This window comes from Rhodospirillales bacterium, from assembly GCA_014323865.1.
GTDB lineage: Bacteria > Pseudomonadota > Alphaproteobacteria > SP197 > SP197 > SP197.
In genome coordinates this window covers 22,780-48,836 of sequence record JACONG010000004.1, presented here as the reverse complement: position 1 = coordinate 48,836, position 26,057 = coordinate 22,780, and the positions used below count along the sequence as shown (strand labels likewise).

At 62.6% G+C, this 26,057-nt stretch carries 24 protein-coding genes and 4 pseudogenes; 19 read left to right on the top strand and 9 right to left on the bottom strand.

Going from position 1 to position 26,057, the window contains the following annotated elements; all coding sequences use genetic code 11:
* Positions 1-12 precede the first annotated feature (12 nt).
* Entirely contained in the window at positions 13-2,766 is a 2,754-nt protein-coding gene (locus GDA49_00875) for a DUF4011 domain-containing protein (protein ID MBC6438973.1), read from the bottom strand.
* Between the two features lie 248 nt (positions 2,767-3,014).
* Between GDA49_00875 and GDA49_00870 the strand changes: the two are divergent.
* The 4 genes and pseudogenes from GDA49_00870 to GDA49_00855 all read left to right on the top strand — a co-directional run bounded on the left by GDA49_00870 (position 3,015) and on the right by GDA49_00855 (position 6,343).
* Positions 3,015-3,442, top strand: a pseudogene (locus GDA49_00870) (MFS transporter).
* Between the two features lie 239 nt (positions 3,443-3,681).
* Positions 3,682-5,046, top strand: a complete 1,365-nt coding sequence (locus tag GDA49_00865; GenBank protein ID MBC6438972.1) for an aminotransferase class III-fold pyridoxal phosphate-dependent enzyme — start codon at positions 3,682-3,684, stop codon at positions 5,044-5,046.
* Positions 5,047-5,116: 70 nt separating this feature from the next.
* Entirely contained in the window at positions 5,117-5,668 is a 552-nt protein-coding gene (locus GDA49_00860) for a hypothetical protein (protein ID MBC6438971.1), read from the top strand.
* Between the two features lie 9 nt (positions 5,669-5,677).
* Positions 5,678-6,343: a glutathione S-transferase family protein gene (locus GDA49_00855; GenBank protein MBC6438970.1), complete on the top strand. Its 666-nt coding sequence runs from the start codon at positions 5,678-5,680 to the stop codon at positions 6,341-6,343.
* Here GDA49_00855 and GDA49_00850 read toward each other — a convergent pair.
* Both GDA49_00850 and murJ read right to left on the bottom strand, forming a co-directional pair.
* Positions 6,321-6,740, bottom strand: coding sequence for a hypothetical protein (locus GDA49_00850; GenBank protein ID MBC6438969.1), 420 nt, complete (start codon positions 6,738-6,740; stop codon positions 6,321-6,323). The genes GDA49_00855 and GDA49_00850 overlap by 23 nt on opposite strands.
* Before the next feature lie 5 nt (positions 6,741-6,745).
* Positions 6,746-8,317, bottom strand: coding sequence for a murein biosynthesis integral membrane protein MurJ (murJ, locus tag GDA49_00845; protein ID MBC6438968.1), 1,572 nt, complete (start codon positions 8,315-8,317; stop codon positions 6,746-6,748).
* A gap of 227 nt (positions 8,318-8,544) precedes the next feature.
* Between murJ and GDA49_00840 the strand changes: the two are divergent.
* The 3 genes and pseudogenes from GDA49_00840 to GDA49_00830 all read left to right on the top strand — a co-directional run bounded on the left by GDA49_00840 (position 8,545) and on the right by GDA49_00830 (position 10,126).
* Positions 8,545-9,157 (top strand): annotated as a pseudogene (locus GDA49_00840) (hypothetical protein).
* Positions 9,121-9,519: pseudogene (locus GDA49_00835) on the top strand (DUF935 family protein). Before GDA49_00840 ends, GDA49_00835 begins: the two co-directional pseudogenes overlap by 37 nt.
* 34 nt (positions 9,520-9,553) lie before the next feature.
* The gene (locus GDA49_00830) at positions 9,554-10,126 is read left to right on the top strand and encodes a hypothetical protein (protein ID MBC6438967.1); all 573 of its coding nucleotides are present in this window, start codon (positions 9,554-9,556) and stop codon (positions 10,124-10,126) included.
* A 148-nt stretch (positions 10,127-10,274) separates the two neighbouring features.
* Here GDA49_00830 and GDA49_00825 read toward each other — a convergent pair whose 3' ends face one another.
* On the bottom strand, positions 10,275-10,952 hold the full coding sequence (locus tag GDA49_00825; GenBank protein ID MBC6438966.1) for a DUF4145 domain-containing protein: 678 nt from the start codon (positions 10,950-10,952) through the stop codon (positions 10,275-10,277).
* A gap of 109 nt (positions 10,953-11,061) precedes the next feature.
* Between GDA49_00825 and GDA49_00820 the strand changes: the two genes are divergently transcribed.
* Positions 11,062-11,346 (top strand): hypothetical protein, encoded by a 285-nt coding sequence (locus GDA49_00820; protein ID MBC6438965.1) that lies wholly within the window; start codon positions 11,062-11,064, stop codon positions 11,344-11,346.
* A complete protein-coding gene (locus GDA49_00815) occupies positions 11,346-11,612 on the top strand; it encodes a hypothetical protein (GenBank protein MBC6438964.1) in 267 nt (88 codons plus the stop codon). The genes GDA49_00820 and GDA49_00815 overlap by 1 nt, the downstream gene beginning before the upstream one ends.
* Positions 11,613-11,625: 13 nt before the next feature.
* On the opposite strand, the gene GDA49_00810 is transcribed toward GDA49_00815, so the two are convergent.
* Positions 11,626-16,467 (bottom strand): NAD-glutamate dehydrogenase, encoded by a 4,842-nt coding sequence (locus GDA49_00810; protein ID MBC6438963.1) that lies wholly within the window; start codon positions 16,465-16,467, stop codon positions 11,626-11,628.
* 131 nt (positions 16,468-16,598) lie between these two features.
* On the opposite strand from GDA49_00810, the gene GDA49_00805 reads away from it, so the two are divergent.
* Complete coding sequence (locus GDA49_00805; GenBank protein ID MBC6438962.1) at positions 16,599-17,852, top strand: FAD-dependent oxidoreductase; 1,254 nt, start codon at positions 16,599-16,601, stop codon at positions 17,850-17,852.
* An 8-nt stretch (positions 17,853-17,860) separates the two neighbouring features.
* Here the strand turns inward: GDA49_00805 and GDA49_00800 are convergent, their stop codons facing one another.
* Together GDA49_00800 and GDA49_00795 are read right to left on the bottom strand one after the other, a co-directional pair.
* Positions 17,861-18,358, bottom strand: a complete 498-nt coding sequence (locus tag GDA49_00800) for a hypothetical protein (GenBank protein MBC6438961.1) — start codon at positions 18,356-18,358, stop codon at positions 17,861-17,863.
* Positions 18,359-18,364: 6 nt separating this feature from the next.
* A complete protein-coding gene (locus tag GDA49_00795; protein ID MBC6438960.1) occupies positions 18,365-19,471 on the bottom strand; it encodes a DUF262 domain-containing protein in 1,107 nt (368 codons plus the stop codon).
* Positions 19,472-19,543: 72 nt separating this feature from the next.
* Here GDA49_00795 and GDA49_00790 point away from each other — a divergent pair, with 72 nt between their 5' ends.
* Genes GDA49_00790 through GDA49_00780 form a run of 3 tightly spaced genes read left to right on the top strand, consistent with a single transcriptional unit; the run spans position 19,544 to position 21,069 of the window.
* Positions 19,544-19,837 carry a class I SAM-dependent methyltransferase gene (locus tag GDA49_00790; GenBank protein ID MBC6438959.1) on the top strand — a complete coding sequence of 98 codons (294 nt, stop codon included), beginning with the start codon at positions 19,544-19,546 and terminating at the stop codon, positions 19,835-19,837.
* 44 nt (positions 19,838-19,881) lie between these two features.
* The gene (locus GDA49_00785) at positions 19,882-20,700 is read left to right on the top strand and encodes a peptidoglycan-binding protein (protein MBC6438958.1); all 819 of its coding nucleotides are present in this window, start codon (positions 19,882-19,884) and stop codon (positions 20,698-20,700) included.
* 12 nt (positions 20,701-20,712) lie between these two features.
* Complete coding sequence (locus GDA49_00780) at positions 20,713-21,069, top strand: NAD(P)-binding domain-containing protein (protein MBC6438957.1); 357 nt, start codon at positions 20,713-20,715, stop codon at positions 21,067-21,069.
* Positions 21,070-21,072: 3 nt separating this feature from the next.
* Here GDA49_00780 and GDA49_00775 read toward each other — a convergent pair whose 3' ends face one another.
* A complete protein-coding gene (locus tag GDA49_00775) occupies positions 21,073-21,420 on the bottom strand; it encodes a DUF1491 family protein (GenBank protein ID MBC6438956.1) in 348 nt (115 codons plus the stop codon).
* A gap of 115 nt (positions 21,421-21,535) precedes the next feature.
* Here GDA49_00775 and GDA49_00770 point away from each other — a divergent pair, with 115 nt between their 5' ends.
* From GDA49_00770 to GDA49_00745, 6 genes and pseudogenes are all read left to right on the top strand, one after another.
* Positions 21,536-21,751, top strand: coding sequence for a hypothetical protein (locus GDA49_00770; protein MBC6438955.1), 216 nt, complete (start codon positions 21,536-21,538; stop codon positions 21,749-21,751).
* Between the two features lie 113 nt (positions 21,752-21,864).
* Positions 21,865-22,268, top strand: a pseudogene (locus GDA49_00765) (hypothetical protein).
* Positions 22,269-22,403: 135 nt separating this feature from the next.
* On the top strand, positions 22,404-22,622 hold the full coding sequence (locus GDA49_00760; GenBank protein MBC6438954.1) for a hypothetical protein: 219 nt from the start codon (positions 22,404-22,406) through the stop codon (positions 22,620-22,622).
* 33 nt (positions 22,623-22,655) lie between these two features.
* Complete coding sequence (locus tag GDA49_00755; GenBank protein ID MBC6438953.1) at positions 22,656-23,063, top strand: trimethylamine methyltransferase family protein; 408 nt, start codon at positions 22,656-22,658, stop codon at positions 23,061-23,063.
* A gap of 347 nt (positions 23,064-23,410) precedes the next feature.
* On the top strand, positions 23,411-23,953 hold the full coding sequence (locus tag GDA49_00750; GenBank protein ID MBC6438952.1) for a cold shock domain-containing protein: 543 nt from the start codon (positions 23,411-23,413) through the stop codon (positions 23,951-23,953).
* A gap of 33 nt (positions 23,954-23,986) precedes the next feature.
* Complete coding sequence (locus GDA49_00745) at positions 23,987-24,214, top strand: hypothetical protein (GenBank protein MBC6438951.1); 228 nt, start codon at positions 23,987-23,989, stop codon at positions 24,212-24,214.
* 392 nt (positions 24,215-24,606) lie between these two features.
* On the opposite strand, the gene GDA49_00740 is transcribed toward GDA49_00745, so the two are convergent.
* Positions 24,607-25,512 carry a hypothetical protein gene (locus GDA49_00740; GenBank protein MBC6438950.1) on the bottom strand — a complete coding sequence of 302 codons (906 nt, stop codon included), beginning with the start codon at positions 25,510-25,512 and terminating at the stop codon, positions 24,607-24,609.
* Between the last annotated feature and the right edge of the window lie 545 nt (positions 25,513-26,057).

Below are 26,057 nucleotides of genomic sequence, written 5' to 3'. Positions count from 1 at the left end.
CAGCCTCGGGTCCTAGGTCAACGCCAACCGATCGGCAAGATCCGAGCCAGACTGCATGGCGCGGTCGAGACACGCCCTGAGCGTCTCGGCCCGTTCGACGAACTGCTCTTCCCAAGCATAAGACCATTTGGCTTCTCCCACCAACGCCAGTGGCGCATCACCGCCAACGGCAGCATGGGTACGGCCAAGCTCTTCCGTAATTTCAAGCAACCGATCAAAGCTCTGCCGGTCATGGGCATCCTTGTCCGCAAAGGACAGTCTCAGCCCCTTTGGTTCTTCTGCCGTCCATGAAATAGCGTCAAAGACCGAAAACCCCTGCGCGCCCCTGGCATGAAGCGCCTCCACATAGGCGTTGAGCCGGTCGCGCCTGATCCGCAGCTTCCCGGTGATATCCAGCCAGTCCCGTTCGCTCTGTTGGCTGGTGGCCGAGGCCCTGTCCCATCCCCTGCCAAGCTGGGTCAGAACCCGCTTGCGGTCGGCCTTGTTGGAATGCAACTCCAGCACCGCATCCCCCAACCCATGCGCCTCAAGCCTGCGCTGGACCACGTCCAGAGCCGCGGCTTTCTCGGCCACGAACAGCACCGTTTTGCCATGGGCAAGACACTGGCAGATGATATTGGCAATCGTCTGGCTTTTGCCGGTGCCGGGTGGGCCAATCAATACGAAATCCCGCCCCTCTGCCGAGGCGACGACTGCTGACAATTGCGAGCTGTCAGCGGGCAGAGGCGTGACCAAATCCCTGGGCGCAAGACGGCGGTCCATCTCTTCGACCGGAATCCACTCCACTTCCGCGCCGGGGAAGGTCTTGTCCGGATTGTCGACCAGATGGGCCACCAGCCGGTTGTTTCGCAGCTGATCGGTCCGGTCGACCAAATCCTTCCACATCAGGTATTTCGAAAAGGAAAAGGTCGAAATCGCGATCTCTTCCACAACTTCAAACCCCGGCACATCCCGCACCTGCGCGCGCATCCGTTCAAAGATGCGTGGCAGGTCGATGCCGCTGTCGTCGCGGGGCAATTCGCCCTCAAGCTCCGGCAGGTTCAGATCAAAATCACGCTTGAGAAGTTCCAGCAGGGTCAAGTTGAACCGAATTTCGTCCTCGTGATGCAGGATTTGAAAATCCGACCGCGCCGATTTGCGTTCCAGCCGGATCGGGATCAGTAAAAGCGGGGCGCGGTAGCTGCGCTTGTCGCCTTCTCGTTGCCATCGCAGGAACCCTGCCGCCAGAAAAAGTGTGTTGGTACCGCCTTCCTGAAGATCGCTCTTTGCTTTGCGAAAAAGGGCCAGCAAGCGGTTGTTGGTATCCTTGCGATCCAGAGGCACCGTGATCTGGCCCCGGTTGAACGCATCCTGGGTCACACGACTTATGATCGCGTTCCGTTCCTCCAGCGACAGCTGACGCTCACGAAAGGGATCGTCCTCCGTCAACGGATAGGCGCGAAACGCTTTTTCCGCCGCTAAAGCGTCTTCCAATGTACCGACATCGGGCACCAGGCAGGGCACTGTCTGTTTGCCTGGCTTGAAGTTCAACAGCCGGTTGCGCAACGACAGGTCCAGCAGCTTTGCTTGCCAGCGGTCGATCCGCCCTTTGGGAGTGTCCGGCACTTGCTCGATCACTTCCGAGGGTAGCAGGCCAAAGTCGATTGGGTCCGGTAGTTTTGCCGGAGTCGCCTCGACATGCCCGACCGCAACGCCCTCAGCCTCCACATGGCTGGCCAGCGGGCGTATACGGGCAGAGCGCGCACGGGTGATATCGATAGCCATCAGGAATTCTTGTTCTCGGTCCTCCGACAGACGGGCCCGTCCGGCCTCAACCGCCTGTTCGAAGCCGGCGGTTGGGCGTTGGGTCAACAGTGTGGTTTCGACCGGAATGAACTCTTTGGCCTGCGCTGCCTTGCGCACGGTGACCACGTCGGGCTCGGTCACATGCCCGAAATCCCGCTTGGTGATCCAGACTCCCGCCCAAGCGTGGCGGTGACTGAACAGGATAACCGGATGCAACCCGGCCTGTTCCCATGCCGCCGCCAACAGAAGAGAGCTGTCCAGGCAAGTGGCAAGCCCTTCGCGGCGAATACGCTCGGGCGAGCGGATTTTCTGACCCTCGACCTCGAAGGATGCAGGCGGGTTGGCATAGGTCAGCCCCATACCGGTCACGGCCGACCAAATTGCGCCGGCGATCATCCAGGCGCGTTGCGGGTCACCGTTTTGATACCCCTCAAGCGAGCCATCATACCCGCTGCATTCCAGCAACAGCGAAGCCTCCTTGAGGATTACCGCTACCACCGGATCGTTCGGAGACACAAAGGCCGCCAGTAACCGGTCCATGTCATCCAGACCGCCCCATTGATCGCGGGCCAGCAGTTCCAGGCGCAGGGTCTCAGACGCCAGCGGCCCGTCGTCAGTTGAGACCGTCAGGGTCAAAAGCCCGATTTCGGTTTCATTGAGACCCTTCAATTTTTGAACGTCCAGAGACGTTGAAAGATCACCGAGTTCAATACTGCCCGTCGAGAGCAATCCATCTATGATCCAGGTTTTCGACTTTATTATCTCTGGCTGCACGGTCAGGGTAATTTTTATGTTGTCCAACGCGCTTTCGGTGTTATTGGTCACCAACAGCTTCTTGAGAACAGGAACATCATTTTGTGCCGAGGCGAAGTTCACCCTCTTAGACATTTCAATTTGGAGGCTGACAGAAGGGAGGTCGGTCTTGTTTGTTTCGGCGGACGTTTTGTCCGCGGAAGAGGCTTGAGGTATGTCCGCGGTCATATGGTCACCACTCCACTTGCACTTTCGTCCGTCAACGTCATCGGTTCATCTGCTGCTGAGATTATGCAGACCTCTTCGCATTTTCAAGCCACGCCCAAAGGCCTGCCGCATGTCATATCCGCCGCTGAAACATGTTGTCGTGTCGTCATTGTCGGCGCAGGCCCCGGCAGATAAGCGCCGCAGGGACGCCTCCCCGGTTCCGAGAAAGATGGCGCCGGAGTTGTGTCATGTGGTCGGTGCGAAGTTGAGTGAAGGCTGGAGTCCGGAGCAGATCAGTGGTCGCCTCAGTATGGAATGGCGTCACCGACCAACGAGGCGATCGGGAGCCATTGTTCCTCATACAGCCGGAACGACCCCAGCATCCGGGTCCAAAAGCCACAGGTGCTCCACTTCTTCGCGGGCACATATGGTGCGCTTGGGGCCGATGTCGATCTGCCGGGTGGACGAAGCCGACACCGAGGTCTCCTCGATGCGCTCAACGCCTCTTCCAGGAACGCCACCGTGACGGTGCCTTCGATTGGCGCGTCTTCGAGGACACCGAGGCGCCGGACACCTGCGCCAGCAAGAACGTGTCACCGAAGCCGACCGCACGCTCCAGGAAGCGGCCCGGGCCTTCCATCGCGGTGAGAACCCGCTCGAAGTTCGGCATCTGGTGGGCCCGAAGGAACACGTCTGACCGGTTCACCGCGGCTGTCAGCACCCTCTCGATTCGTCCTGCCCGTCTGCTGTAAACTCCGGCGCATGACACCGCGCCTGCATGACGTCACCGATCTGTCGCGCCACAAGGAACTCCTTGTGCAATGCGCCCGGATCGACTTCGACCCTTAGGCCGCGACCCGTTTCCGGAGGCGGGCCGCCAGCCGTTCGAGCGGCACTCACATATCACGACACACTCTATCTTCGGAGAGCCCCATCATGGTCTCGAACCTGACCGCGGTCCTGCAGGACATGGACCGCCAGCATCATCTGCATCCCTTCACCGACGCCAAGGAGCTCAACGGCAAGGGCGTCCGCGTCATCGAACGTGCCGAGGGCGTCCACATGTGGACCACCGAGGGCCACCGCGTGCTTGACGGCATGGCAGGCCTGTGGTGCGTCAACATCGGCTACGGCCGCAAGGAACTGGCCGAGGTGGCCTACAAGCAGATGCTTGAGCTTCCCTACTACAACACCTTCTTCCACACGACGACGCAGCCCACCACGGAGCTCGCCGCCAAGCTGGCCGACGTGACGCCCGACGGGCTCAACCAGGTCTTTTTCGGCAACACCGGGTCGGACGCCAACGACACGATCTGCAAGCTCGTGCGCTGGTACTGGAACACCCGGGGCGAGAAAACCAAGAAGACGATCATCAGCCGCAAGAACGCCTATCATGGTGCGACCATGGTGGCCGCGAGCCTGTGCGGTCTGAGCTCCATGCACCCGCATTACGACCTGCCGCTGCAGGGTTTCGTGCACGCCGACTGTCCGCACTGGTATCGCTTCGGCGGCGACATGGACCCCGAGGAGTTCGGCATCCAGGCGGCGCGTTCGGTCGAGAACATGATCCTGGCGCTGGGCGCGGAGAATGTCGGTGCCTTCATCGGCGAGCCGATCATGGGCGCAGGCGGCGTGCTGGTGCCGCCGGAGAGCTACTGGCCCGAGGTGCAGCGCATCTGCCGCGAGCACAACGTGCTGCTGATCGCCGACGAGGTGATCTGCGGCTTCGGACGCACCGGCACCTGGTTTGCCTCTGAGCAGTTCAAGATCGACCCCGACTTCATGACCATCGCCAAGGGACTGAGCTCGGGCTACCAGCCGATCTCGGGCCTGATGGTTCATGACCGCGTGGCCGATGTGCTCGAGGAGATGGGCGGCGACAGCCAGACCGGCTTCACCTATTCCGGCCATCCGGTCGCGGCAGCCGTGGCGCTCGAGAACATCAACATCCTGCAGCGCGAGAGGATCGTGGAGCATGCGGGGTCCGACATCGGTCCCTACTTCCAGGAGCGCCTGCATGCGCTGGCCGACCACCCGCTGGTTGGCGAAGTGCGCGGCCGCGGCATGATGGCTGCGGTCGAGGTGGTCGGAGACAAGGCCACGCGTCAGGGCTTCGACACCGACAAGAGAGCCGGCTACGTCGTGCGTGAAGAGGCCTGGCAGCGCGGCCTGCTTGTCCGCGCCACGGGTGACTCCATGGTGATGTCTCCGCCGCTCATCATGACGCGGGGCGACGTCGACGAGATGATCGACGCCCTGACCGCGGCACTCGACGCCGCCGAACCGAAGCTGCGCGGGTGACAATGTTGCGCCTTCCTGCAATCGACGTTCCCTCCCCCCGACGCTGGGGAGGGGCGCGGGTGGCGCCCGCGTGATCGGACGGTTCGCCAGCAGCCTGCAACGCCATCTTCCCGCGACGCTGGTGGCCGGCGTGATTCTGACCGGGATCGGTGCCTGGTTCGCCTGGGAGCCGTGGCGTCACGACTATCCCGAACTGGGAGAACTCGTTCCGTTCGCGGGCGAACCGATCGACGCGCGCGAGGTGCACAAACGGCGCGGCGCGGTGCTGCGCTTCCTGCAGCACGACACCATGGAGCTTCATATTGCTCTCGATCCCGGCGAACGGGTGGTGCTCTATCTCAACTCCATGCCGGGCTACGATGTGGTCCGGGCGAGCGTCACCGAGCAACTGCCGGCAACTTACTATCTCTGGGACGATGCCGACGACGAGATGAACCGTATGCTGGTCTGGCAGTTCGAAAGCGAACAGGGCACCATGGTCTCGATCGACCAGACGGTCGGTGGGCTGAAGGCGGCGCGGGCAGAGGCCGCCTGGCTTCCCACAGGCATTACCATCTTCGGTCTCGCGCTGATCGGGCTGGGACTGCGGGCGCGCGCCCGTGCAACAGCCGACGACGCATAGGAGCAACACATGCCTGAACCCGCCTTCACACTTCACGGCCACCATGAGTCCGGCAACTGCTACAAGGTTGCGCTGTTCCTGGCGCTGAGCGGCACGGCCTACCGCTGGAAACAGATCGACATTTTCTCGGGCGGGACCAGGACCGACGCCTTTACCGCCCTCAACACCTTTCAGGAGGTGCCGGTGCTGGAGCATGACGGCAAGGTCGTCACCCAGTCCGACGTGATCCTGCGCTATCTGGCCGACACCAGGGGACGCTTCGGCGGCCGCGACGCCGATGAGTCACGACGCATTCAGGAGTGGATGGCCTGGACCAGCAACAAGCTCACCGCCGGCATCTCCCAGGCGCGTTTCGGCCTGCGCTTTGCCGGGCATGAACCCGATGTCACGGACTACCTGCAGAATCGCGCCCGCAGCGCCTTCGATCTTGTCGACCGCCACCTCGCCGAACGCGACTGGCTGGCGGCCGACGGACCGACCATCGCCGACATCTCGGCCGTCGGATACATCTTCATCGCCGACGAGGCCGGGCTCGACCTGACCCACTGGCGCAAGATGCTGTCATGGATGGGCCGGCTCTCGCTGCTGCCCGGCTGGCATCACCCCGACAAGCTGCCGCAGCAGGATACGACCGTGGCGCCCACGGCGACCTTCACCGCACCCGACGACGACTGAGCATGGCCGCGGCGGACAATCGCCTGCGCGAACTGCTCGCCACGCGACAGACCCCGGCTGAGCTTCGCCGGCGAAGCCCTGTCCATCGGTGACATTGATGCGATGCTGAACGCAGGGACCGGACCGGGACCGGCGGCGACAAACAGGCAGGCCGTGACCATTGCTGCCGTGAAGACCGATAGCTCGACAGAATGAACAGCACGGGATGCGCGCTCACCGCGGCGCAGACGAAGAACACCCCCACCACCGAAAGAAGGACGGTGAAGAGAGCGGTCAGCACCGCCTCGGCGGCCCCGGTTCCGACGACAATGACAAGGCCTGAGACAACGACCACCATCGCGAGCAGGACATGCACCAGCAGGATCGGCAGAAACTGGACCCGGAGTTCCCGCAGCATCGCGATCAGGCCGCGTCGTTCGAAGCCCTTGGCGTGCGCCGCATTATCGCTCGCACCTCGGCCAGCCGGAACGCGCCGATCGCCTGGCCTGCCAGAGTGTAGGCGCCGAGACCGAGCGCGATCATCAACGCGAGCGCGGCAACCTCGGCCAGGGCACCCGCCGGCCACCAGCGTGCTTCGGCGATCAGGACCAGACACAGGACGACCGCCATCGCCGCCGATGCAAAGAAAATGCGCGGCAGGCGCCTCCTGAGGCGCGCGTCGGGCATGAAGTGACCGCGCCGCACGAGGATGACAAAAAGCAGGCCAGCGTTGATCCAGGCCGCACTCGCCGTAGCGAGCGCGATGCCGACATGACCGAGCGACCAGATCAGCGCCAGCATGATCGCGAGGTTGCTGAGCAGCCCGACGATCGCCGTCTTGACCGGCGTCTTGGTGTCCTTGCGTGCGAAAAAGACCGGCGCGAAGACCTTGATCAACACATAGGCCGGAAGTCCGATGGCGAAGGCGACGAGTGCAGCGGCGCTGTTGGCAGTGTCGACGGCATCGAAGGCACCGCGTTCGAACAGGACAGCGATGACGGGTTCGGCGATCACCGTGAGCGCGACCGCAGCCGGCAGGCAGAACACCATGACGAGCTCGACCGCCCGGCTCTGGCTCTCGTTGGCACCGGCCCCGTCGCCCGCCTCGATCTGGCGCGACAGCAGCGGCAACAGCACCGTTCCCACGGCAATGCCGATGACGCCCAAGGGGAGCTGGTTCACGCGGTCGGCGTAGTAGAGATAGGAGATCGCGCCGGTCGGCAGGAACGATGCCACCCAGAGGTCGATCACGAGGTTGATCTGGACGACGCCAGCACCCAGTGCCGCCGGGCCGAACAGCTTGAGCACGCTCTTCACGCCCTCGGTCAGGCGAGGCAGCAGCAATCGCGGCATCAGACCTGCGCGGCTGAGGTTCGCGAGCAGAAGCAGGAGCTGGGCGACACCGCCCAGCGTGACGCCCCAGGCCAGCGCATGTCCGGCACCGATCGTGTCGGAGAAGTAGGCGATCAGAGCCGCTGCGATCAGGCTGAGGTTCAGCAGGATCGGCGCGGCGGCATAGGCCGCGAACCGCCCGGTCGAGTTCAACATGCAGCCGAAGAGCGAGACCAGCGAGATCAGCAGCAGGTAGGGGAAGGTGATGCGCGTGAGTTCGATGGCAAGTTCGAACTTGGCGGGTTCGTCGACGAAACCCGGCGCCAGCGCGATCATGACCCAGGGCATGGCGATCTCGAACAGGATCGTCAGCACCACGAGCACGAGCAGCAGCACGGCCATGGTTTCGTCGGCCAGTCGCTTGGCTTCCGCCTTGCCCTCGCCTTCCAGCTTGCCCGCGAACATCGGGATAAAGGCCGCATTGAAGGCGCCTTCGGCAAACAGGCGGCGGAAGAAGTTCGGCAGCTTGAAGGCGACCAGGAAGGCATCGGCCGCAATGCCCGCGCCAAGCGCGGCTGCAAAGAGCATGTCGCGCAGGAACCCGAGAATGCGGCTGATGATGGTCAGCCCGCTCACGGTCACAAAGGCACGGCCAAGATTCATGGGCGCTCGTTGCGGGACAAGAACGACGGTTTGAAGGCGCTGGGCGAGAATCGGACCGGAACCGCCGGCCCGATATCGCAAGAACGCTATCACGGGGGCAACGCGGTGTAGTCGGCAAACTGTTGGAGTTCGCGCAAATGCAGCGGATATGTGGGGATTCCGGCCTATGACCGTGACCATAAAACGCCTTCATCGCCGCCAACCGCGGCGAGATCGCCATCCGCGTGATGCGGGCTGCCAACGAACTCGGCATCCGGACAATCGCGGTCCATTCGGCCGAGGACAAGCTGGCCCTGCACCGGTTCAAGACCGACGAGAGCTATCTGGTCGGGCAAGGCCTTGGACCGGTGCGGGCCTGCCTTGCCATTGAGGAGATGCTGCGGGTCGCCGCCGAAACCGATGCGGTGCACCCGGTCTACGGCTTCCTGTCTGAGAACCCCGATTTCGCCGAGGAGGTCATCGCCGCGGGCATGATCCGGGTCGGACCGAAGCCGGAGACCATGGGCCTGCTCCGGCAGCAAGGTCGCCGCGCGCGAGGAGGCTGCCGAAGCGGATGTCGCCACGGTGCCGGCGACCGGCGCCCTGCCCGAAGACATGGCGAAGACCGCAACGTTGGTCGCTGGCGTCGGCTATCCGGTCATGCTCAAGACAAGCTGGGGCGGTGGACGGCGCGGCATGCGCCCGGTCGAGAACACCGCCGATCTCGAGCGGGAGCTGACCGCCACCCAACGTGAGGCTGAGACCGCCTTCAGCAATGGCGAAGTCCATGCCGAACGGTTCGGCGCGCGGGCGCCAATGCCGATATCTACGAGAAGCTCATCGGCTACATCGACAGCCTGATCTCGAAGGCTGTCCTGGGGCAAACGCTGACGACCGACGTCGGTGACTCCGGCTCCCGTGCTCTGGGCGACGTACACAACGACGTCCGCGCCAACATCGAGCGCAGTGACTGCAAGCAGCTCTGCGCCACGCTCAACCGCGACCTGGTCCGGCCGATCATCGACCTCAACCGTGGTCCGCAGAAGGCCTACCCGAAGATCCGTATAAGCCGGGCGGAGTCGATCGACATCGTCCGCGTCTCCGACTCTCTGGCGAAGCTGGTTCCGATCGGCTTCAAGGTGAGCCAAGGCCAGGTCCGCGAGTTGATGGGCATGGAAGAACCGGCGCACCGGCCAGGTCCGGCGCATCCCGAAGGGCATCGATCCCGGCTTCGCCTACAACGTCGGTCTTCGTCACATGGACGGTCTGACTCCGCCGCCGATATCGGGCCCGCCGCCGGTGCCGGCCTCGCGGATCATGCCCGCCTCGGGACTGTCCGACGCCGAGTACGTCGGTGCCTTCCTGGAAGAGTTCGGTGCCGCGCCCGGAAAGCCCGTCGTCTTCACGGACGTCATCGGCGAGCCGGTCGTGATCACCGACGCCTTCTTCCGCCTCTTCCCGGGCGGGCCCTACAAGGTCGACAAGCGCGGACGCCAGAAGTTCATCCGTGTCATCGCCGACACGATCCGCCAGCCCGACGAGATATGGTGGGTCTGGGAGGAACGCAGCGGCGAGATGACGCTTCGGCGTCACCACGTCGCGCACTGGACCGTTCCCGGCCAGGACGCCCGCCTCACGGTTGTCATGGATGTCGCGCCGGACGGCTGGCGCGGCGTGACGGCCTTCGAGGTGGACAAGTCCCGGGAGCTGGAGAAGCGCCGGCGTGGCACGCTGGCCTGGCGCCGTTCGCAAGAAAGGCCCGACGCCGGACCGCCGGGCCTGCTCCTCACGTCCTTGACAGGGGGACACCGGCCCCTCGGCGTGAGATGAGGGCATCGGACCGCCCGCGGAGCAACCGGAGCGTACCCAAACACGCCCAGGATTGCGCGTTAAACGGGGTTTAAACGATTCGGAGGGGCGGGCTGTATGGGTGCCGGGGGAGGTATTCATCGCCCTCTAGGGGCAATTTTGACGGGGGTCAGGATTTGCCGTCTCGGCCCTTGATGCCGGCGCGCTTGTCGGGCGGCAGCGCGCCGTAGATCCGCGCGATCTCGGCCGGCTCGTGTATCATGCGCTGCACGATGAAGTTCACGAGCTCGAAAAGCCGGGCGCACACCTCCGGCGTGTCGCGTACATCGATCTGGCCGGGATGGACGGAATCGTTCCCGACCACCCGCACCGTATCGAGCGCCATCTGGATCTCTTCGGGCAGACCCTTCTTCACCAGCTCGCCGATGTCGTGATTGATGTTCTTGCCTTCTTCGCCGAGATGCACACAGAGCTTCTGCACCACCAGACGAAGCATCGCGGCGGCACCCTTCGGCGATCGCTCAAGGATCGCTCGGGCCTCGGCATAGTCATCCCGGCAATCAGCCGGCAACGACCTATGGGCGGGCGGTGCAGAGACGCCGAGCGGCTCGACCATCTCGCCGTTGTGCCAGACAGCGATTCCTTTGCACCGATTGCAGGTCGAGGTCTCTAGATCCTGGAGATTGTCGAAGTCAGGCTCCTCGATCGGGAGCCAAAACACCTTAGCTTGTTCACAACCATCCTCCCGGGCCGTCCCAATGTGGTAGCGCCAGTGCATCACGGCATAAGTACCGCAGTAGGGACAGTTGAAGGCGTCGGCTCTGTGCGCCGGCCTGACGTAGGCCATCTTCGCTCTCATCCCCCGGACACCTGTCCGGGTCACATCGGTTGTAATCGGGTCATAGGGTCAGCCATCTCGACGGCCGGCGCAATGCCGGCGACAGAACCGGACCGCGATGACCGAACGAACGATCGACCTGCAGCTCGCGTTTGCAAGGACCGTGCCCGACCACATGGGCCTGGCCGTCGCCGCGACCGAGCTCGAGGCCGGCAACGTCCCGAGCGAGATCCTGCTCATGCCGGCCGGCACCGTGCAGACCAGACCACACGATGGTCGGGAGGCCTGGACCAACGCGAACCCTGAGGCGGTGATCGCCGCGTCGCGTGAGCTCAGTGCCGATCCCGTCATCGACTCGACAAGGCCACGCGCCAAGTCAAACGCATCGTCGGCGCCGCACTGATGAACAATCCGGCCCTCTTCATGAAGGCCATTGCCAAAACAACCGGCGAGGATTCCGACACCATGGATCTCAAAGCCCTGGCGGTCAGCATCGCTGTCAAGCCTCTCGAAGGTGACGTCGCCAAGTTGGGCGAAACGCTCTGCGAGACGGTCAAGGCCCAGGCCTCGGCGACGGGCGCGAAGGTGCTGCTCATGCACCTGGGCGGCACGTCCGCGACCCACACCTGCGCCGAGCACGACGGCCCGATCGACCTGAAGCCCCTCTGACGAGCCGAAAGCGTTACCCCGCCAGGCCGCGCAGCGCGCGGCTGGCGACCGAGGCCATGGCGAGGTCGACCGGGGTATTGGTGCTCTGCAGGTCGGTGATGACATTGCGAGCGCGCGTGACACGCGCCTTGTTGGTTGAGATCCAGGCGGCGGTGGCCTTGTCGGCCGGTCCTTCGCGGTTGGCCTGGAGGACGGCCGCGGCGATGGAACGCTGCTGCTGGAAACTCTCTTCGATCAGGGCCTGCTGGGCCAGGCGGTCCCAGCGGTCCTCGATGGCGAGTCGGACCAGCATGTCGCGCAGCCAGTCGGTGCCGAGCTCCTCGCCGACGTCGAAGAAGACAGTGGCGACGTCGATGACGCCGATCGAGAGCGTCTCGGCGGTAGCGATCACGTCGCAGACCGCGGCCAGCGTACGCAGGCTGGCAACCTGGGCCGCAATGTCGGCGGGCACGCCTTCCTTCTCGTAGCGCTTGGCGGCGCGCTGCATGGATTGTCGACGCGACGTGCTGACCAGCTCGGGCAGCCTGTCCTGCAACACCATGACGGCAGGCCGGAAGGCGCTGACGGTATCGCCGATCGCCATGGGCTGACTGCGGTGGCGCAGCATCCAGCCGGTCACGCGCTCGATCAGCAGTATGGTCTCTTCGAGCATCGCGGTCTGCACGGTGGTCGGCACCTGGTTGTCGAGCGCCTCGATCGCGAGCCAGACGTCGCGCAGGGCGAAGGCGTCGCGAGCCACCGTGTAGGAGCGGGCAATATCGGCGAAGTCGTAACCGGACTCCTCGGCCAGGCGGCGGATGAAGCTGATGCCCGCCCGGTTGACGATGGAGTTCGTCGTGAGAGTCGCCGCGATCTCGCGCCGCAGGCGGTGGTTCATGATCCGGTCGCGGAAACCCTCCTGCAGCGGGACCGGGAAGTAGCGCACGAGATCGGCCTGCAGATCAGGATCGTCCGGCAGGTCGGACTCGAGCAGCGCCGGATAGAGATCCATCTTGGCGTAGGCCAGCAGCACCGAAAGTTCGGGCCGGGTGAAGCGGCGGCCCCGGGTGCGCCAGTCGGCCAGCTCCTCGTCGTCGGGCAGGCCCTCGATACGACGGTCGAGCAGGCCCGACTGTTCGACCGCACGCATGAAGCGGATCTGCTCGTCACCGCGAATGTCGGCGTTGTTCTCCAGGATCGTCAGCGCCTGGGTCTGCAGATAATTGTCGCGCAGCACGAGATCGCTGACCTCGTCGGTCATCTCCTCGAGCAGGCGGTCGCGCTGCTTGACCGTCATGTCGCCGGCCTCGACCACATCGCCCAGCAGGATCTTGATGTTGACCTCGTGGTCCGAGCAGTCGACGCCCGCGGAATTGTCGATCGCGTCGGTGTTGATGCGCCCGCCGGCCAGCGCGAACTCGATCCGGCCGGCCTGGGTCGCGCCCAGATTGCCGCCCTCGCCAAAGACCTTGGCGCCGACTTGCCTGCCGTCGACGCGCAGGCTGTCGTTGGCCCGGTCGCCGACCTCGGCATGGGTCTCGTCGGACGCCTTGATGTAGGTGCCAATGCCGCCGTTCCACAGGAGCTCGACGTCGGTCTTGAGCATGGCGTTGATCAGCTCATTGGGCGTGACGTGATCGGCCTTGATGCCGAAGCATTTCTTGATCTGGGGCGTGAGCTCTAGCGACTTGGCGCTGCGTTCGTAGATCGCGCCACCCTCGCTGATGAGATCGGCATTGTAGTCGATCCAGGTCGAGCGCGGCAGTTCGAACAGGCGCGCTCGTTCGACATAACTCGCCGCAGCATCGGGATCGGGATCACAGAAGATGTGAAGATGGTTGAAGGCTCCGAGCAGCCGGATGTGCTCGGAGAGCAGCATGCCGTTGCCGAAGACGTCGCCGCCCATGTCACCGACACCGACGACGGTGAAGTCCTCGTTCTGGATGTCCTTGCCCATCTCGCGGAAGTGACGCTTGACCGCTTCCCATGCGCCCTTGGCGGTAATGCCCATGGCCTTGTGGTCGTAGCCGGCCGAACCGCCGGAGGCGAAGGCATCATCGAGCCAGTGGCCGTAGTCGCGTGCGATGCCGTTGGCGATATCCGAGAAGGTCGCCGTGCCCTTGTCGGCAGCGACGACGAGATAGGGATCATCGCCGTCGTGGCGCACGACCCGCTCGCGCTGGACGATCTCACCGCCGACGATGTTGTCGGTGATGTCGAGCATGCCCGACATGAAGGTCTTGTAACAGTCGATGCCTTCGGCCTGGAACGCTTCGCGCCCGCCTTCCAAGGGCGGCTTCTTGACCACGAATCCGCCCTTGGAGCCGACCGGCACGATCACCGCATTCTTGACCATCTGAGCCTTCACGAGACCGAGCACCTCGGTGCGGAAGTCCTCCAGCCGGTCAGACCAGCGGATGCCGCCGCGCGCGACCGGACCGCCGCGCAAGTGCACGGCCTCGACCCGCGACGAATAGACGAAGATCTCGCGCCACGGCCGGGGATCGGGCAGCTCCTCGATCGCCTGGCTGTCGAACTTGAAGGAGACATAGGCCTTGGGCCTGCCGTCCTCGCGGAGCTGGAAGAAGTTGGTGCGGAGCGTCGCCTCGATCAGGTTGAGATAGCGGCGCAGGATGCGATCCTCATCGAGCGAGACGACCTGGTTGAGCGCCTCGGTGATCTCGGCACGGATCGCATCCGAGCGCTCGGCCATGCCGTCCTGGTTGTCCGGATCGAAACGCACGATGAAGAGATCGATCAGCAGCTTGGCGATGGTCGGGTTCGCGGCCAAGGTGCGCTTGATGTAGCTCTGGCTGAACGGCACATTGGCCTGGTTCATGTACTTGGCATAGGCGCGCAGCACCACGACCTGGCGCCAGTCGAGGCCGGCGAGCACGAGATCATTGAAATCGTCGTTCTCGATCTCGCCCGCCCAGACTTGGCGGAAGGTGTCGTGGAACCGCTTGCGTACCGCCGGGACATCGACCTCCCAGTCATACTCCTGGTGGCAGTGGAAGTCGTGAATCCAGACCGCCGTCTCGTCCTTGAGCGCAACCTCGTAGGGCGTCTCCTCAATCACCACGAGGCCCATGTGTTCCAGCATCGGCATGATGATCGACAGCGGCACGGGGTTTCCGGCATGGTAGACCTTGAAGTTCAGCGAGTGGTCGTCGGCATCAACCCGACGGTAGAGGTTCATGGCGATGCCGTCGGTGACCGTGCGCTCCATGCGCTCGACATCGGCGACCGCCAGCCGTGGGCTCAAGTGGTCCCTGTAGTTCGCCGGGATCGCATGGGCGAAGCGGTGGAACAGCGTGCTGCCCTGGCCCTCGCCGAATTCTTCCATCAACGCATCGTGGAAGTCATCGTTCCAGCTGCGCGAGGCCACGACCAGGCGCTGCTCCAGGTCGCGCACGCGGCGGTCCCGGCGCTGACCACCCGGCGTGTGGACGATGTAGTGGGCCCGCGCCATGGGCGCGTCGGAGAGCTGCGTGTTGACGTCGACCGAGTCGCCGCCGAGCTCCTCCATCAGGATCTGCTTGATGCGGTCGCGCAGGTCGGTCGTGTAGCGATCGCGCGGCACGAAGACGAGGCAGGAGACGAACTCGCCGTAGTTGTCCGAACGCATGAACAGCCGGATGCGCTGGCGATGCTCCATGTGAAGAATGCCGTGCGCAATACGCTCCAGCGTGTCGGTATCCATCTGGAACAGCTCGTCGCGCGGTAAAGTGTCGAGGATGTGCTCGAGCGCCTTGTCGTTGTGGCTGCCGGGCGAGAAGCCGGCGCGCTCGACCACCGTCTTGAACTTGCGGCGCAGCAGCGGGATGTGGGACGGCACCGCGCTGTAGGCGGTCGAGGTCAGGAGTCCCAGGAAGCGGCGCTCGCCGATCACCGTACCGTCGTCGTCGAACAGGCGGACGCCGATGTAGTCCATGTAGACCGGGCGGTGGACGTCGGACCGGGTCCATGCCTTGGAGATGATGAAGAGCTCCTTGCGGTCGATGTACTCAGCGAAGTGATCGGGCAGGGCATCAGCGTGGCGCGCCCGGCTCTCATCGGTCACAGCGCGCAGGATGCCCATGTTCCCATCGTCGACGATCTGGGCGAAGACCTTCTCGTCACGCCGTTCGAAGCGGTACTCGCGGTGGCCCAGGAAGGTGAAGTGGTTGTCCCGGAGCCACTGCAGGAAATCGAGACACTCGGCCAGGTCCTCGGCATCAATCGGCGGCGGGTTGTCTTTCAGCGCGGCGATCTGCTCGTCGAGCTTGGCAATCATCCCGGGCCAGTCCTCGACCGAGGCCCGCACATTGCCCAGTACCTCGTGGAGCCGCGCTTTGATCTCGTCGTGGCGCGGGTCCTCGGGCTGTTGCGTGATCTCGACATGCAACACCGATTCGGCAGTCATGCCCTCGCCGCCCGCACCGCGCTTGTAGATCGTGGCGATGGTGCCCGCGTCGTCGCGGTTGAGGTTGATGATGGGGTGGATCAGGAGCAGGACGGAGATGTCCATGCGGTTGAGCGCGGCGACCACGGAATCGACGAGGAACGGCATGTCGTCGTTGACGATCTCGATCGCCGTATGGGTCGATTGCCAGCCGTCCTGCTCGAGATTGGGGTTGTAGACGCGGACCTTCGGTCCTCCTTCCTTGCGCTGGCGCATGAACTGCCAGAGCGAGGCGACGGCACCGTAGAGGTTCTCGGTCGATTCGCCCTCGATGTCCTCGGCGATGACATCGGCAAAGTAGCTGCGGGCAAAACACTGCACCTTGCTGGCGTCACCGGCGAAGCGTTCGCCGATCAGGACCAGCACCTCGTCGATGCGTTCGTCTACCTGTTGCTGATCGTGTCGTGCCAAGACCGCCTCCCCAGACGTCATCACAATGAGCGTAACAGCGGTGGCAATCACCGCAACCGTTCCCGCACCGACGTGATGTGGGATCAGGGCCGATTGCCAACCGCCCACGATGGCGTTATCTCAATCTTCTCCTGTGACGGACGTTTGACCGCATGGTGTTCTCTCTGCTTCGGCTGGGCCTCCGCAAGGACGGCACCCCGCCCCGCGCCCTGCCGACACCGGCCGAGCTCAAGCCCTCTTACGATGTCGTCATTGTCGGCGGTGGCGGCCACGGGCTCGCCACCGCCTACTACCTCGCCAAGGACTGGGACATCACGAATGTCGCGGTGCTGGAGAAGAACTACATCGGCTCGGGCAACACCGGGCGGAACACCATGGTGATCCGCTCGAACTACCTGACGCCCGACGGCGTGCGCTTCTACGATACCTCGGTCCAGCTCTACCGCGACCTGGCGCACGACTTCGATCTCAACCTGATGCTCTCCGAACGCGCCCAGATCACGCTCGCCCACACCGACGCCCAGGTGCGGTCGATGCGCTGGCGCAACGAGGTCAGCCGCCACTTCGGCATCGCCTCGGACCTGGTCGACCGGGAGGCACTGCGCAAGCTGGTGCCCTTCCTCGGTCTTTCTGAGAACACCCGCTTCCCGATCCAGGGCGCGCTGGTCCATCACCCGGGCTCGATCGCGCGCCATGACGCGGTCGCCTGGGGTTACGGCTCAGGCGCCTGGCAGCGCGGCGTCGAGATCCACCAGAAGACCGAGGTCACCGGCTTCGGCTTCGCAGGCAACAACGGCAGCCGCAAGGTCAGCGAGGTCCACACCAACCGCGGCACGATCAAGGCGGGCCAGGTGATCCAGTGCGTCGCCGGCATGTCGGGCGAGATCGCGCGTTTGGCCGGCATCAAGCTGCCGATCAAGACCTTCCCGCTGCAGGCCGGCGTCAGCCTGCCCGTGAAACCCTTCCTTGATCCGCTGATCTCGAGCACCCAGCACCACGTCTATTTGAGTCAGACTGCGCGCGGCGAGGTGGTGATCGGCGGGGGCAGCGATCCCTACACGCTCTACAACACCCGCTCGACGCTGGAGATGAAGGAAGCCTGGATGGTCGGCACCCTGGAACTCTTCCCGTTCCTCGCCGAAACCAAGATCCTGCGTCAATGGGCCGGCATGACCGACATGACGCCCGACTACTCACCGATCATGGGCAAGTCCGAGGTCCGCAACTACTACCTCGACGCCGGCTGGGGCACCTGGGGCTTCAAGGCCACCCCGGTCTGCGGCAAAACCAACGCCGAACTGATCGCCAGGGACGAGACGCCCGACCTGATCAAGGCTTTCTCCCTGGAACGCTTCAACTCCTTCCGCCTGCTCGACGACAAGGCGGCGACGGCGGCGAGCCATTGATCAGAATGCTATCGCACCATTGAATCCGAAAGGCAGTGAACAACCGATTTTCCTGAATCATAAGATCTCTTTAGTTCATCGTAGGTAATAGTGTCAAGTATTTCACCTTCATGTACGAAACGATTTCGGCAGTCAACCAATGATTTATAGCTTTCTATTATATTAACACCTGACTCTTGAAGCGTCTTCTCATTTGTTGAGCGAAGCCTCTCTTTGAATATGTCCACATATTTTTTACCGAAGCATGAAATATGATTATATAAATGATTGGGCGCAATTCGACCATTTATCTTATGGAATATGTTTCGAGTGACCGTTCCTAGTAATTCGCTCTCATCGTCCCCGAACTCGTAAAAGATCTCCTTTATTGCCAACTCGCAAGCAGTCACTGCCGAGACAGAGATGAACCCCAAGTAGTTTCGCTTGATAAGCTCATCATCGATCAAATCTATTAGACCATAAAGATGAAGGAGAGAGTCATCAGCAAGCCTAAATTTTTTCCTCATATGACATTATTCAGCCCCGATGCACTCCAAGGCAATTTCCATTCGTTTTTTTACTATATTTGGGTCACTTGTATTAGAGAAAATACAAGATCGAAATTCTTCATTTTTGTATAGCTGTTCAATCTGACTTGACAGCTTACTCCAATCCTCTCTTCTGTCCAAATGAATTAACATCGAAGCAAATATGCAGTCCATGGCAGCTCGGTTAATTGGGCCGTGAACATGGAAAACACGTTTACCGCCATGCTCATCAAGAATTTCTGTAACACACAAGAAATCTTTGTGGAGTTTCCGAAACTCTTTACTCGTGCCATTTCTGTTAGAATCCATATACTTGTTCAAAAACTCTTTCATTGGCTTTTGATAGTTCATGTGACCATCAGCAAGCGCCAAAACACGCAACACCATCTCAACATCTCGTTGATGTTTATCTATGTTGGCCTTTCCGATAACATTTCTCCAATTCTTGTCCTCATTGAGCTCCTTGAGTCGATCAACAATATCTCCAGAAAAAACACAGTTACGAATTTCCTGAGGTCGAAGAGGAGTGCCACCAGTGTTTAGTCTTTCGAAGATATGAAACATACTCGTGTTCTTACCTTCCGGTTTCATTTGACGAATATTTACGACACGTAGAACCCGAGATTTGAACTTGCGCTGCAGAGATTCAGATAGATCAGCGAACGTTTTCCTATGATAAGGGCTTGTTTCATCCAATCCTGTTAGCCTGAAGACCTGCCTTCTCCCCGTCTGGTTCTCTGGACCAAAATACCCTTCCAGAAAATAGACAATACTCATTACTCTCTGCTGACCATCAATCACGAGATTCTTATGCTGATCATCAATGTAAAAGAATAGCTGAGGGACTGGTAATCCCTTCAGGAACGATTCGATTAGTAGAGATGACTGCTTAATTGTCCAAACAAAGTTGCGTTGAAACTCAGGTATTTCAATATCGTCATTCTTCCACATCTCATGAATGACACTGAGTGTGTAGTCGGATGGATAATTGGCTATGTCATATTCGACGTGAAGCTCATCATCTTCTTCTTTTTTGAAGTCAAGATCATCATTCTCCTTTTCAGGAACAGCGTCGCGCACTTCAGTCGCCATTTTTAGCCTCGATTGATGTAGCTCAGAAGCGTTATAGCTCCACTCTGCAAGGAAGACAAGCGCCCATTGTTCATGACAAGTGACGCCATGTTCGATGCCGAGGTGTTGCGCCTGCACGACGCGCTGACCCTGCAGCACTGGGCTGAGCGCTTCGCCGAACATCGCGACGAGGCCGCCGCGATGATGAACGAACGCTTCTGCCGCATGTGGGAGCCCTATCTCGCCGCCGCCGCCGGAGTGTTCCGCCACGGCTCGAACGCGGTGCTTCACCTGCAGGTGGGACGCGAGCGGGACGCCATACCGGTGACCCGCGACGACCTCTGGGAAGCGAGGCAACGGCAGGCCGAGGCTGGACCCTCCGCCTGACCTCCGGCATGACGGTGCGCCACAGCCTACGCTCGGTGACCGCCGTGACACGTTCGTTCCTCTCCGCCCTGCTCCTTGCCACAGGCCTCGTGCTCGGCGCGCCCGCGCTGGCCCAGACCGCCGACGAGATCGCCGCCGTGCAGAGTCATCTCGCGGCCCGGGGGTACGAACCCGGGCCCGACGACGGTCTTATGGGAAGCCGCTCGCGCGCCGCCATCGAAGCCTTCGAGACCGACCGGGGCCGCACCCCGACCGGCACGGTCTCGCCCTGGATCATCGGTCTCGCGACCGGGACGGCGGAGGAAGCCGCGCCGGAGCCCGACGTCGCCGAGCCCAAGGCAGCCGCAGTGGACGATCTCGATATCGACACCAACGCCACGATCGCGGTGCCCGATACGAACAGCGATCCCGACTCGCCGGTCTCCGCGCTGCTGGGCGATCCCGCCGAGATCGCGGGCAATGGCCCGCTCGGCTTCAGCGACAACGGCGACGGCAGCCTGCTGGTGACCGACGGCATTCCCTGGCGCGCCCAAGTCTTCGTCGAACCGCGCACCATCACGATCGACGAGGCGACCTCGCTGCTCTTCAAGGTCCGCTCGGGCGACATTCTGCCGGTGCCGCTCGACGGCAAGGTGATCGACGTGCCGGGCACGCTCTTCGTACCGCTCTTTCTGGCACATGACCAGACAAGTGCGGCCCGGGCCTCGCTGGCGGATACCAGCGGCATGACCTGGGTGTTCAGCCAGGGCGGCCTGCGCTTCGAACGCGACGACTTCACCCTGGAGGCGGCCGAGCCTGGTGCCACCATGGTGTTCACGCCCGACGGGATGGTGTTGACGGGTTTCAACCTGACACCGGGCTGAAGGGCCCGGCCGATGCCAGACGCCCGCGTCGCTGTCATCAGCCTGGGCAACATGGGCCGTGCGCTCGCCGCCCGCCTGCTCGACACCGGTTTCGCCGTCACCGTCTGGGATCGCAGCCCGGAAAGGCTGACGCGCTGGCAACCCGTAGCGCGAATGTCGCGATCGAAAGCCGAGCCTTCAACGACGAGGTCGGCGCAACACTCGAAGCCCGGCGCGGCGGCCCGAGGCAGGTCATGGCCCAGAGCTGGGCCGGACGTGTCGACGCCTGAGAGCCTTGATGCGCTGATGGCCCGCGCCGAAGAGCTCGGCCATGGCGGTCACGACCTCGCAGGCTGGATCGATACGATTCGGCCATGCGACCGGGACTGATATTCAGAGAATCGGCTCGTCGGGCCACCAGGCGGCCGCCACATCCTCGATTTCGACGATCCAGAGGTCGGGATCGTAGTCGATCTGCCGGCTCAGCCAGGATTCGCCATCAGAATCAGGCACTTCCCCCTCACCCAGCGGTCTCTGCCAGGCCGGGCGGCCCTGCTCATCGCGTGCCGGTGACAAGATGAGAACCCTGTCTGGTCCTCGAATCAGCTTGATGAGGATCATGCCGGCGTCCGGATCGCCACGTCGGACGACATAGAACGGCAGCGCCTGCAGATTGCAGCGCCGGACTTGGGCGTCGATCCACACCTGTGCCTTAAGCCGTTGATTCCCCTCGAAAAACACGTCCTGCTCCCGGCTGTTCAGCGAGCCTATCAGAACGCGCCCTGACAATCTGCAAGCCGGCCAATAGTGGCAACATGCCGCTTCAGCCGCGATTCGCCCAGCTGAGCGGGTTTTCGTGGGCGAGCTGCTGGTGGAACACGGCCATGACGACGAGGTCCGAGAGCACGGCGACAGCACCGTCGATATCGGCATCATTACCGATCTGGCCGCGCCATTGCAGAAAACGCAGCAGGCTTTCGACCGGTTCGTCGAAGGCGGTGCGATTCAGGCGGTCGAGACTGCGGTGATCGCAGCGACCGCATCGGGCCCGGGATCGTTGATGAGCACCTGAAGGACGACATCCGCAACCTGCGGCGCTGACAGGTGGACACCGCCCGGCACGCCAACACCCGGACCGACGAATACGGCGGCAGCCCCGAGAACCGGGTCCGCCTGCTACACGAGATGATCAAGGGAACCAAGGGACGGTGGGCGACACCGTGGCTGTTGCCGTCCGCCTCTCGGTCGACGAACTCATGGGCAGTGCCAGCCTCACCCACAACGGCGAGGCGCCCGAAATCATCGCCATGCTTGCAGAGCTGCCAGACCTCTGGGACGTCAATGTCAGCGATGTCGACCAAGATTCCAAAAGCACGCGCTTCAGCGACGAGGGTTTCCAGGAGCCCTTCACCGCCTTCGTCGAGACGCTGATCTCGAAGCCGGTGGTCAGCGTCGGGCGCTACACCGGCCCCGACCGCATGGCGGGCCTCGTGCGGCGGGGCGTGCTGGACCTGACAGGCGCGGCGCGACCGCCGGCCATGACGTCACCTACATCACGCCCGAGGGCCGGGCCTCGATCCGGACGGTGATGACCAACGAGTAGCACTTCATCCAGGTTCACCTGATCGAGGCAGGCGTTACCATCCCTGCCGACCGGACGATCACACAGGCCGACGCGGGCGGCCTGACGCTGAGCTGCGTCTTTACCGATCGACAGGCCGCGCATGCCTGCGACACGCTGGTGCTCGTCACCGCGCCTCGCCGACGACGGACTCTACCGGGCGCTTGCCGAGCACGCCGCGCCGGACCTTTCGCGCATCGGCGACTGCGAAGTCCCGGGTGGCATGGTGCACGCGGTCCACGCCGGTCATCGCTATACACGCGAACTCGACACCAACACCGATCCCGACATGCCGTTCCTCCGGGAATGGATCACGGCCTGAGGAGAGCGATCATGACAGAAACCAGACGTCACGATCTGGAAGGGTGCGGGCTGGATCGAAGGCGGCCTCACGGCAAGCCATGAGAAATTCATCCCGGACGCCGAGATGATGCAGGCCTTCGTCACGCCACCGGCGGTCGACGACGACGACGCGATGGGTCTCAGCGCGATGGCCGAGGTCGCGCCGGGTGGCCATTACTTCGGTGCCGCGCGCGCACTGGAATGTTACGAAACGGCCTTCTGCCAGCCGCTCGTGGCCGACGGCCGGAACTTCGAAACCTGGCGCGAGGCCTGCAGCACGACAACGGCCGAGAATGCGAATCGGGTCTGGAAACAGCTTCTGGCCGACCATGAAGAACCTGCAATCGGCCTTTCCGTCGCGCAGGCAATCGATGAATTCGTTGCAAGACGAACACGCGAGATCAAGGCATCGGGACTCTGACAACCACAGTCTTACACACCTTCGGTATGTAGCGCCGGGAGCGAATGGGCACATGAATCAAGGGGATTAGGGACGACAGTGTAAGCGCCGCTGTTACAATTGGCCGCGGTCGCCATTCCAAAGCACGTCATGCGCAAGACCGCAGTGACCTTCAGGATCACGGCATTCAAGAAGATTTCGCTTGTCTGTGTCGCAGATTGGGTCACGATGATTTGACAATGGGGAGCAGCGCCACGCGGCAGGTGTCCGTACTTGGTCTTTGGCGGACGGTGGCGTTCCCTAGGTTGGTACCTTGCGTTGTTCGACTCGACCAGTGCCGCTGTCGAGCGTATGGAGTCCGGAGTTGGATGTCTGACTATTACGGATTGGGTTCGCCAGACGAACGCACCCACGTGACAGCGACCGTCAAGTGGTTCAACACGACGAAGGGCTTCGGTTTCGTTCAGGTGACGCCGAACGAGCCCGATGTCTTTGTCCATGCCTCCGTCGTTTCGCAGGCCGGCGTTTCCGATCTGCCCAATGGTGCGACCGTAGAATGCGACATCGGGCGGGCCGAACGTGGACTGCAGGTGACGCGCATTCATCGCGTCGACATCTCGACGGCCGAGCAGCCGCCGTTCGGCGGTGGCCATCGCGGCGGCTTCGACCGCGATCGCGGCAGTTATGACCGTGGCGGCGAGGAACACGAAACCGAAGGCATAGTGAAGTTCTTCGACACCAACAAGGGCTTCGGCTTTGTCACGCCCGATGACGGCGGTCGCGACATCTTCGTGCCGGGTCGTGTGCTGCCCAAGACGGGTGTTGTCCGTCTGGAGCCGAATCAGCGCGTTCGGGTGCGCTGGCGTGAAGGCGACAAGGGCCCGCTCGCGACCTGGGTCGAGCTCGCCTGATCCGACTTCTGCGCAAAGACTGACCGGAACCACGTGGCCGCTGACCACGGCATTCACGCAATCTCCGCTTGGCCCGTCGAACAGGGCCTTCTGCAAACGCCGATCGAGACCATGCTCAGCGGCTTCTGCGAACAGGCCGAAGCGGCCGGTCTGCCGATCATGCGCGTCAACATCGTGACGCGCACCCTTCATCCGGTCATCGAATCCGTCGGCCACATATGGACGCGCGACGAGAGTATCAGTGTCGAACCAAACCCCTAAAGCAACAACCAGCTCGACAACTGGCTCAACAGCCCGCTGAAGCCCATCGTCGACGCCAAGACATTGGACATGGTTCGACGCGACCTGACCGATCCGCAGAATTGCACGTGCTGGCCTATCTTCGAGGGGTTCTATCAGAACAGCAGAACCGAGCACGTCGTACAGCCGGTCGGCACCACTTCACGGTCCTGGGGCCTGCCGTCAACGAGGTACCCCCGGATGGAAGCGCTCTGCTCGACCCTCGACCGACGGATCCTGACATCGCGTTCGTTCGCCGACGAGGTCGGCGGCACGTCAGCTGGTCTCGTCTCACTCGGGCCGCACAGCTTTCGCGGTGTTGAAGGAACCAGCGAACTCTTCGCCGTGGCAGAAACCTGGAGCAGATTCACGCACTAGTAGACGTCGAAGTAGCGTTTGCGGTCGAGGTCACCGACGTGGCGGGCGAAGACGTCTGCCTCGTACCGCCGGGTGAAGACGAACCAGTCGACAAAGGAATCGCCGAACAGCGCCCTGGCCCGCTCCGATGTATCGAACCGATCGGCTGCCTCGGCGAGATCGCGGGGAAAGCGTGCCTCCGCGGGTGCCTCGTCGGGGCGTGATTCGCCGTCGACCGGCGCGGGCAGCTCGATGGCATTCTCGATGCCCCACAGGCCGGCACCGAGGCACTGGGCGAGCACGAGATGTGGATTGGCATCGGCCGCGGGCACACGGAACTCGACGCGCGTGGCACCTGGCGATCCGGGAATGACACGCACGGCGCAGGTTCGGTTCTGCACACCCCAAGTGGCCGAGAGCGGCGCCCAGATGCCCGGCACCATGCGCCGATAGGCGTTTGCCGTATGGCTGCACATGGCAACGGTCTCGGGCAGGATCGAGACCAGACCGCCGACGAAGTGACGCAGCAGCTGCGACATGCCGTAGGGCTGGTCAGAGTCGAAGAAGGCGTGCCCGCCGTCAGCCGTCTGGAGTGAGACATGTGTATGGCCCGACTGGCCATTCGTCTCGTTCGACCACTTGGCCATGAAGGTCGCCATCAGGCCCTGGCGTTCGCAATAGGCCTTGGTGAAGGCCTTGAAGAGACCAGCGTTGTCGGCGGCGACCATCCCCTCGGCGGGCTTGAGCGGGGTCTCGACACAGCCCGGCCCTTGCTCGGTATGGACCGAATCAAGGCCGATTCCGAGTGGTCGCATGGTGTCCTCGATCCCGGCGAAGAAGTCGTGGGCGATCGCCGGAACCAGCGAGTAGGTATGATTGCCGGGCTGCCAGGATCGAAGGCCGTTGTAGCCTTTCTCGCGCACGCTGGGCGGGTGTCTCATCCAGAATGAAGTACTCGTATTCGAAGCCCGCGGTCACCGCGAAGCCCATGGCCTCGCCCTCGGCGAACGGAAACACGCGGCCGGTGCTGGGATCAATCGGACAGGGCACGTCGGCCCAGTCGCCCTGCCCGTAGGGCACCTCGGCGACATCCCAGTTATAGAGCACCTTGCAGAACTCGTGGCCTTGGCTCAGCAGCTTCAAGAACGTCTCGGTCGAGACCCGCTTGAGACGAAACCTGGCATCAATGTCGAAGATCCCGATGTTGACAGCGCCGATCGCCTGGCCCTGGAGCTGGGCAGCGATCTGCTCGACAACAGCGGGATCGGGCACCTCCCTGTCTTGACCGAGCCACATCAGCCCCTTCACACAGCGAACGATGAACCAGATCGTGGTCAGCGCGCCGGTGATGAAACCGATGAAGATGAAGATGAAGCTCAGAAGCGCCGAGATCAGACCGAACAAGAGCGCGATCCAGAAGGTACGAATCTGAAAGCGATAATGGCTTTGTTGCCATGCCGGCGCGTTT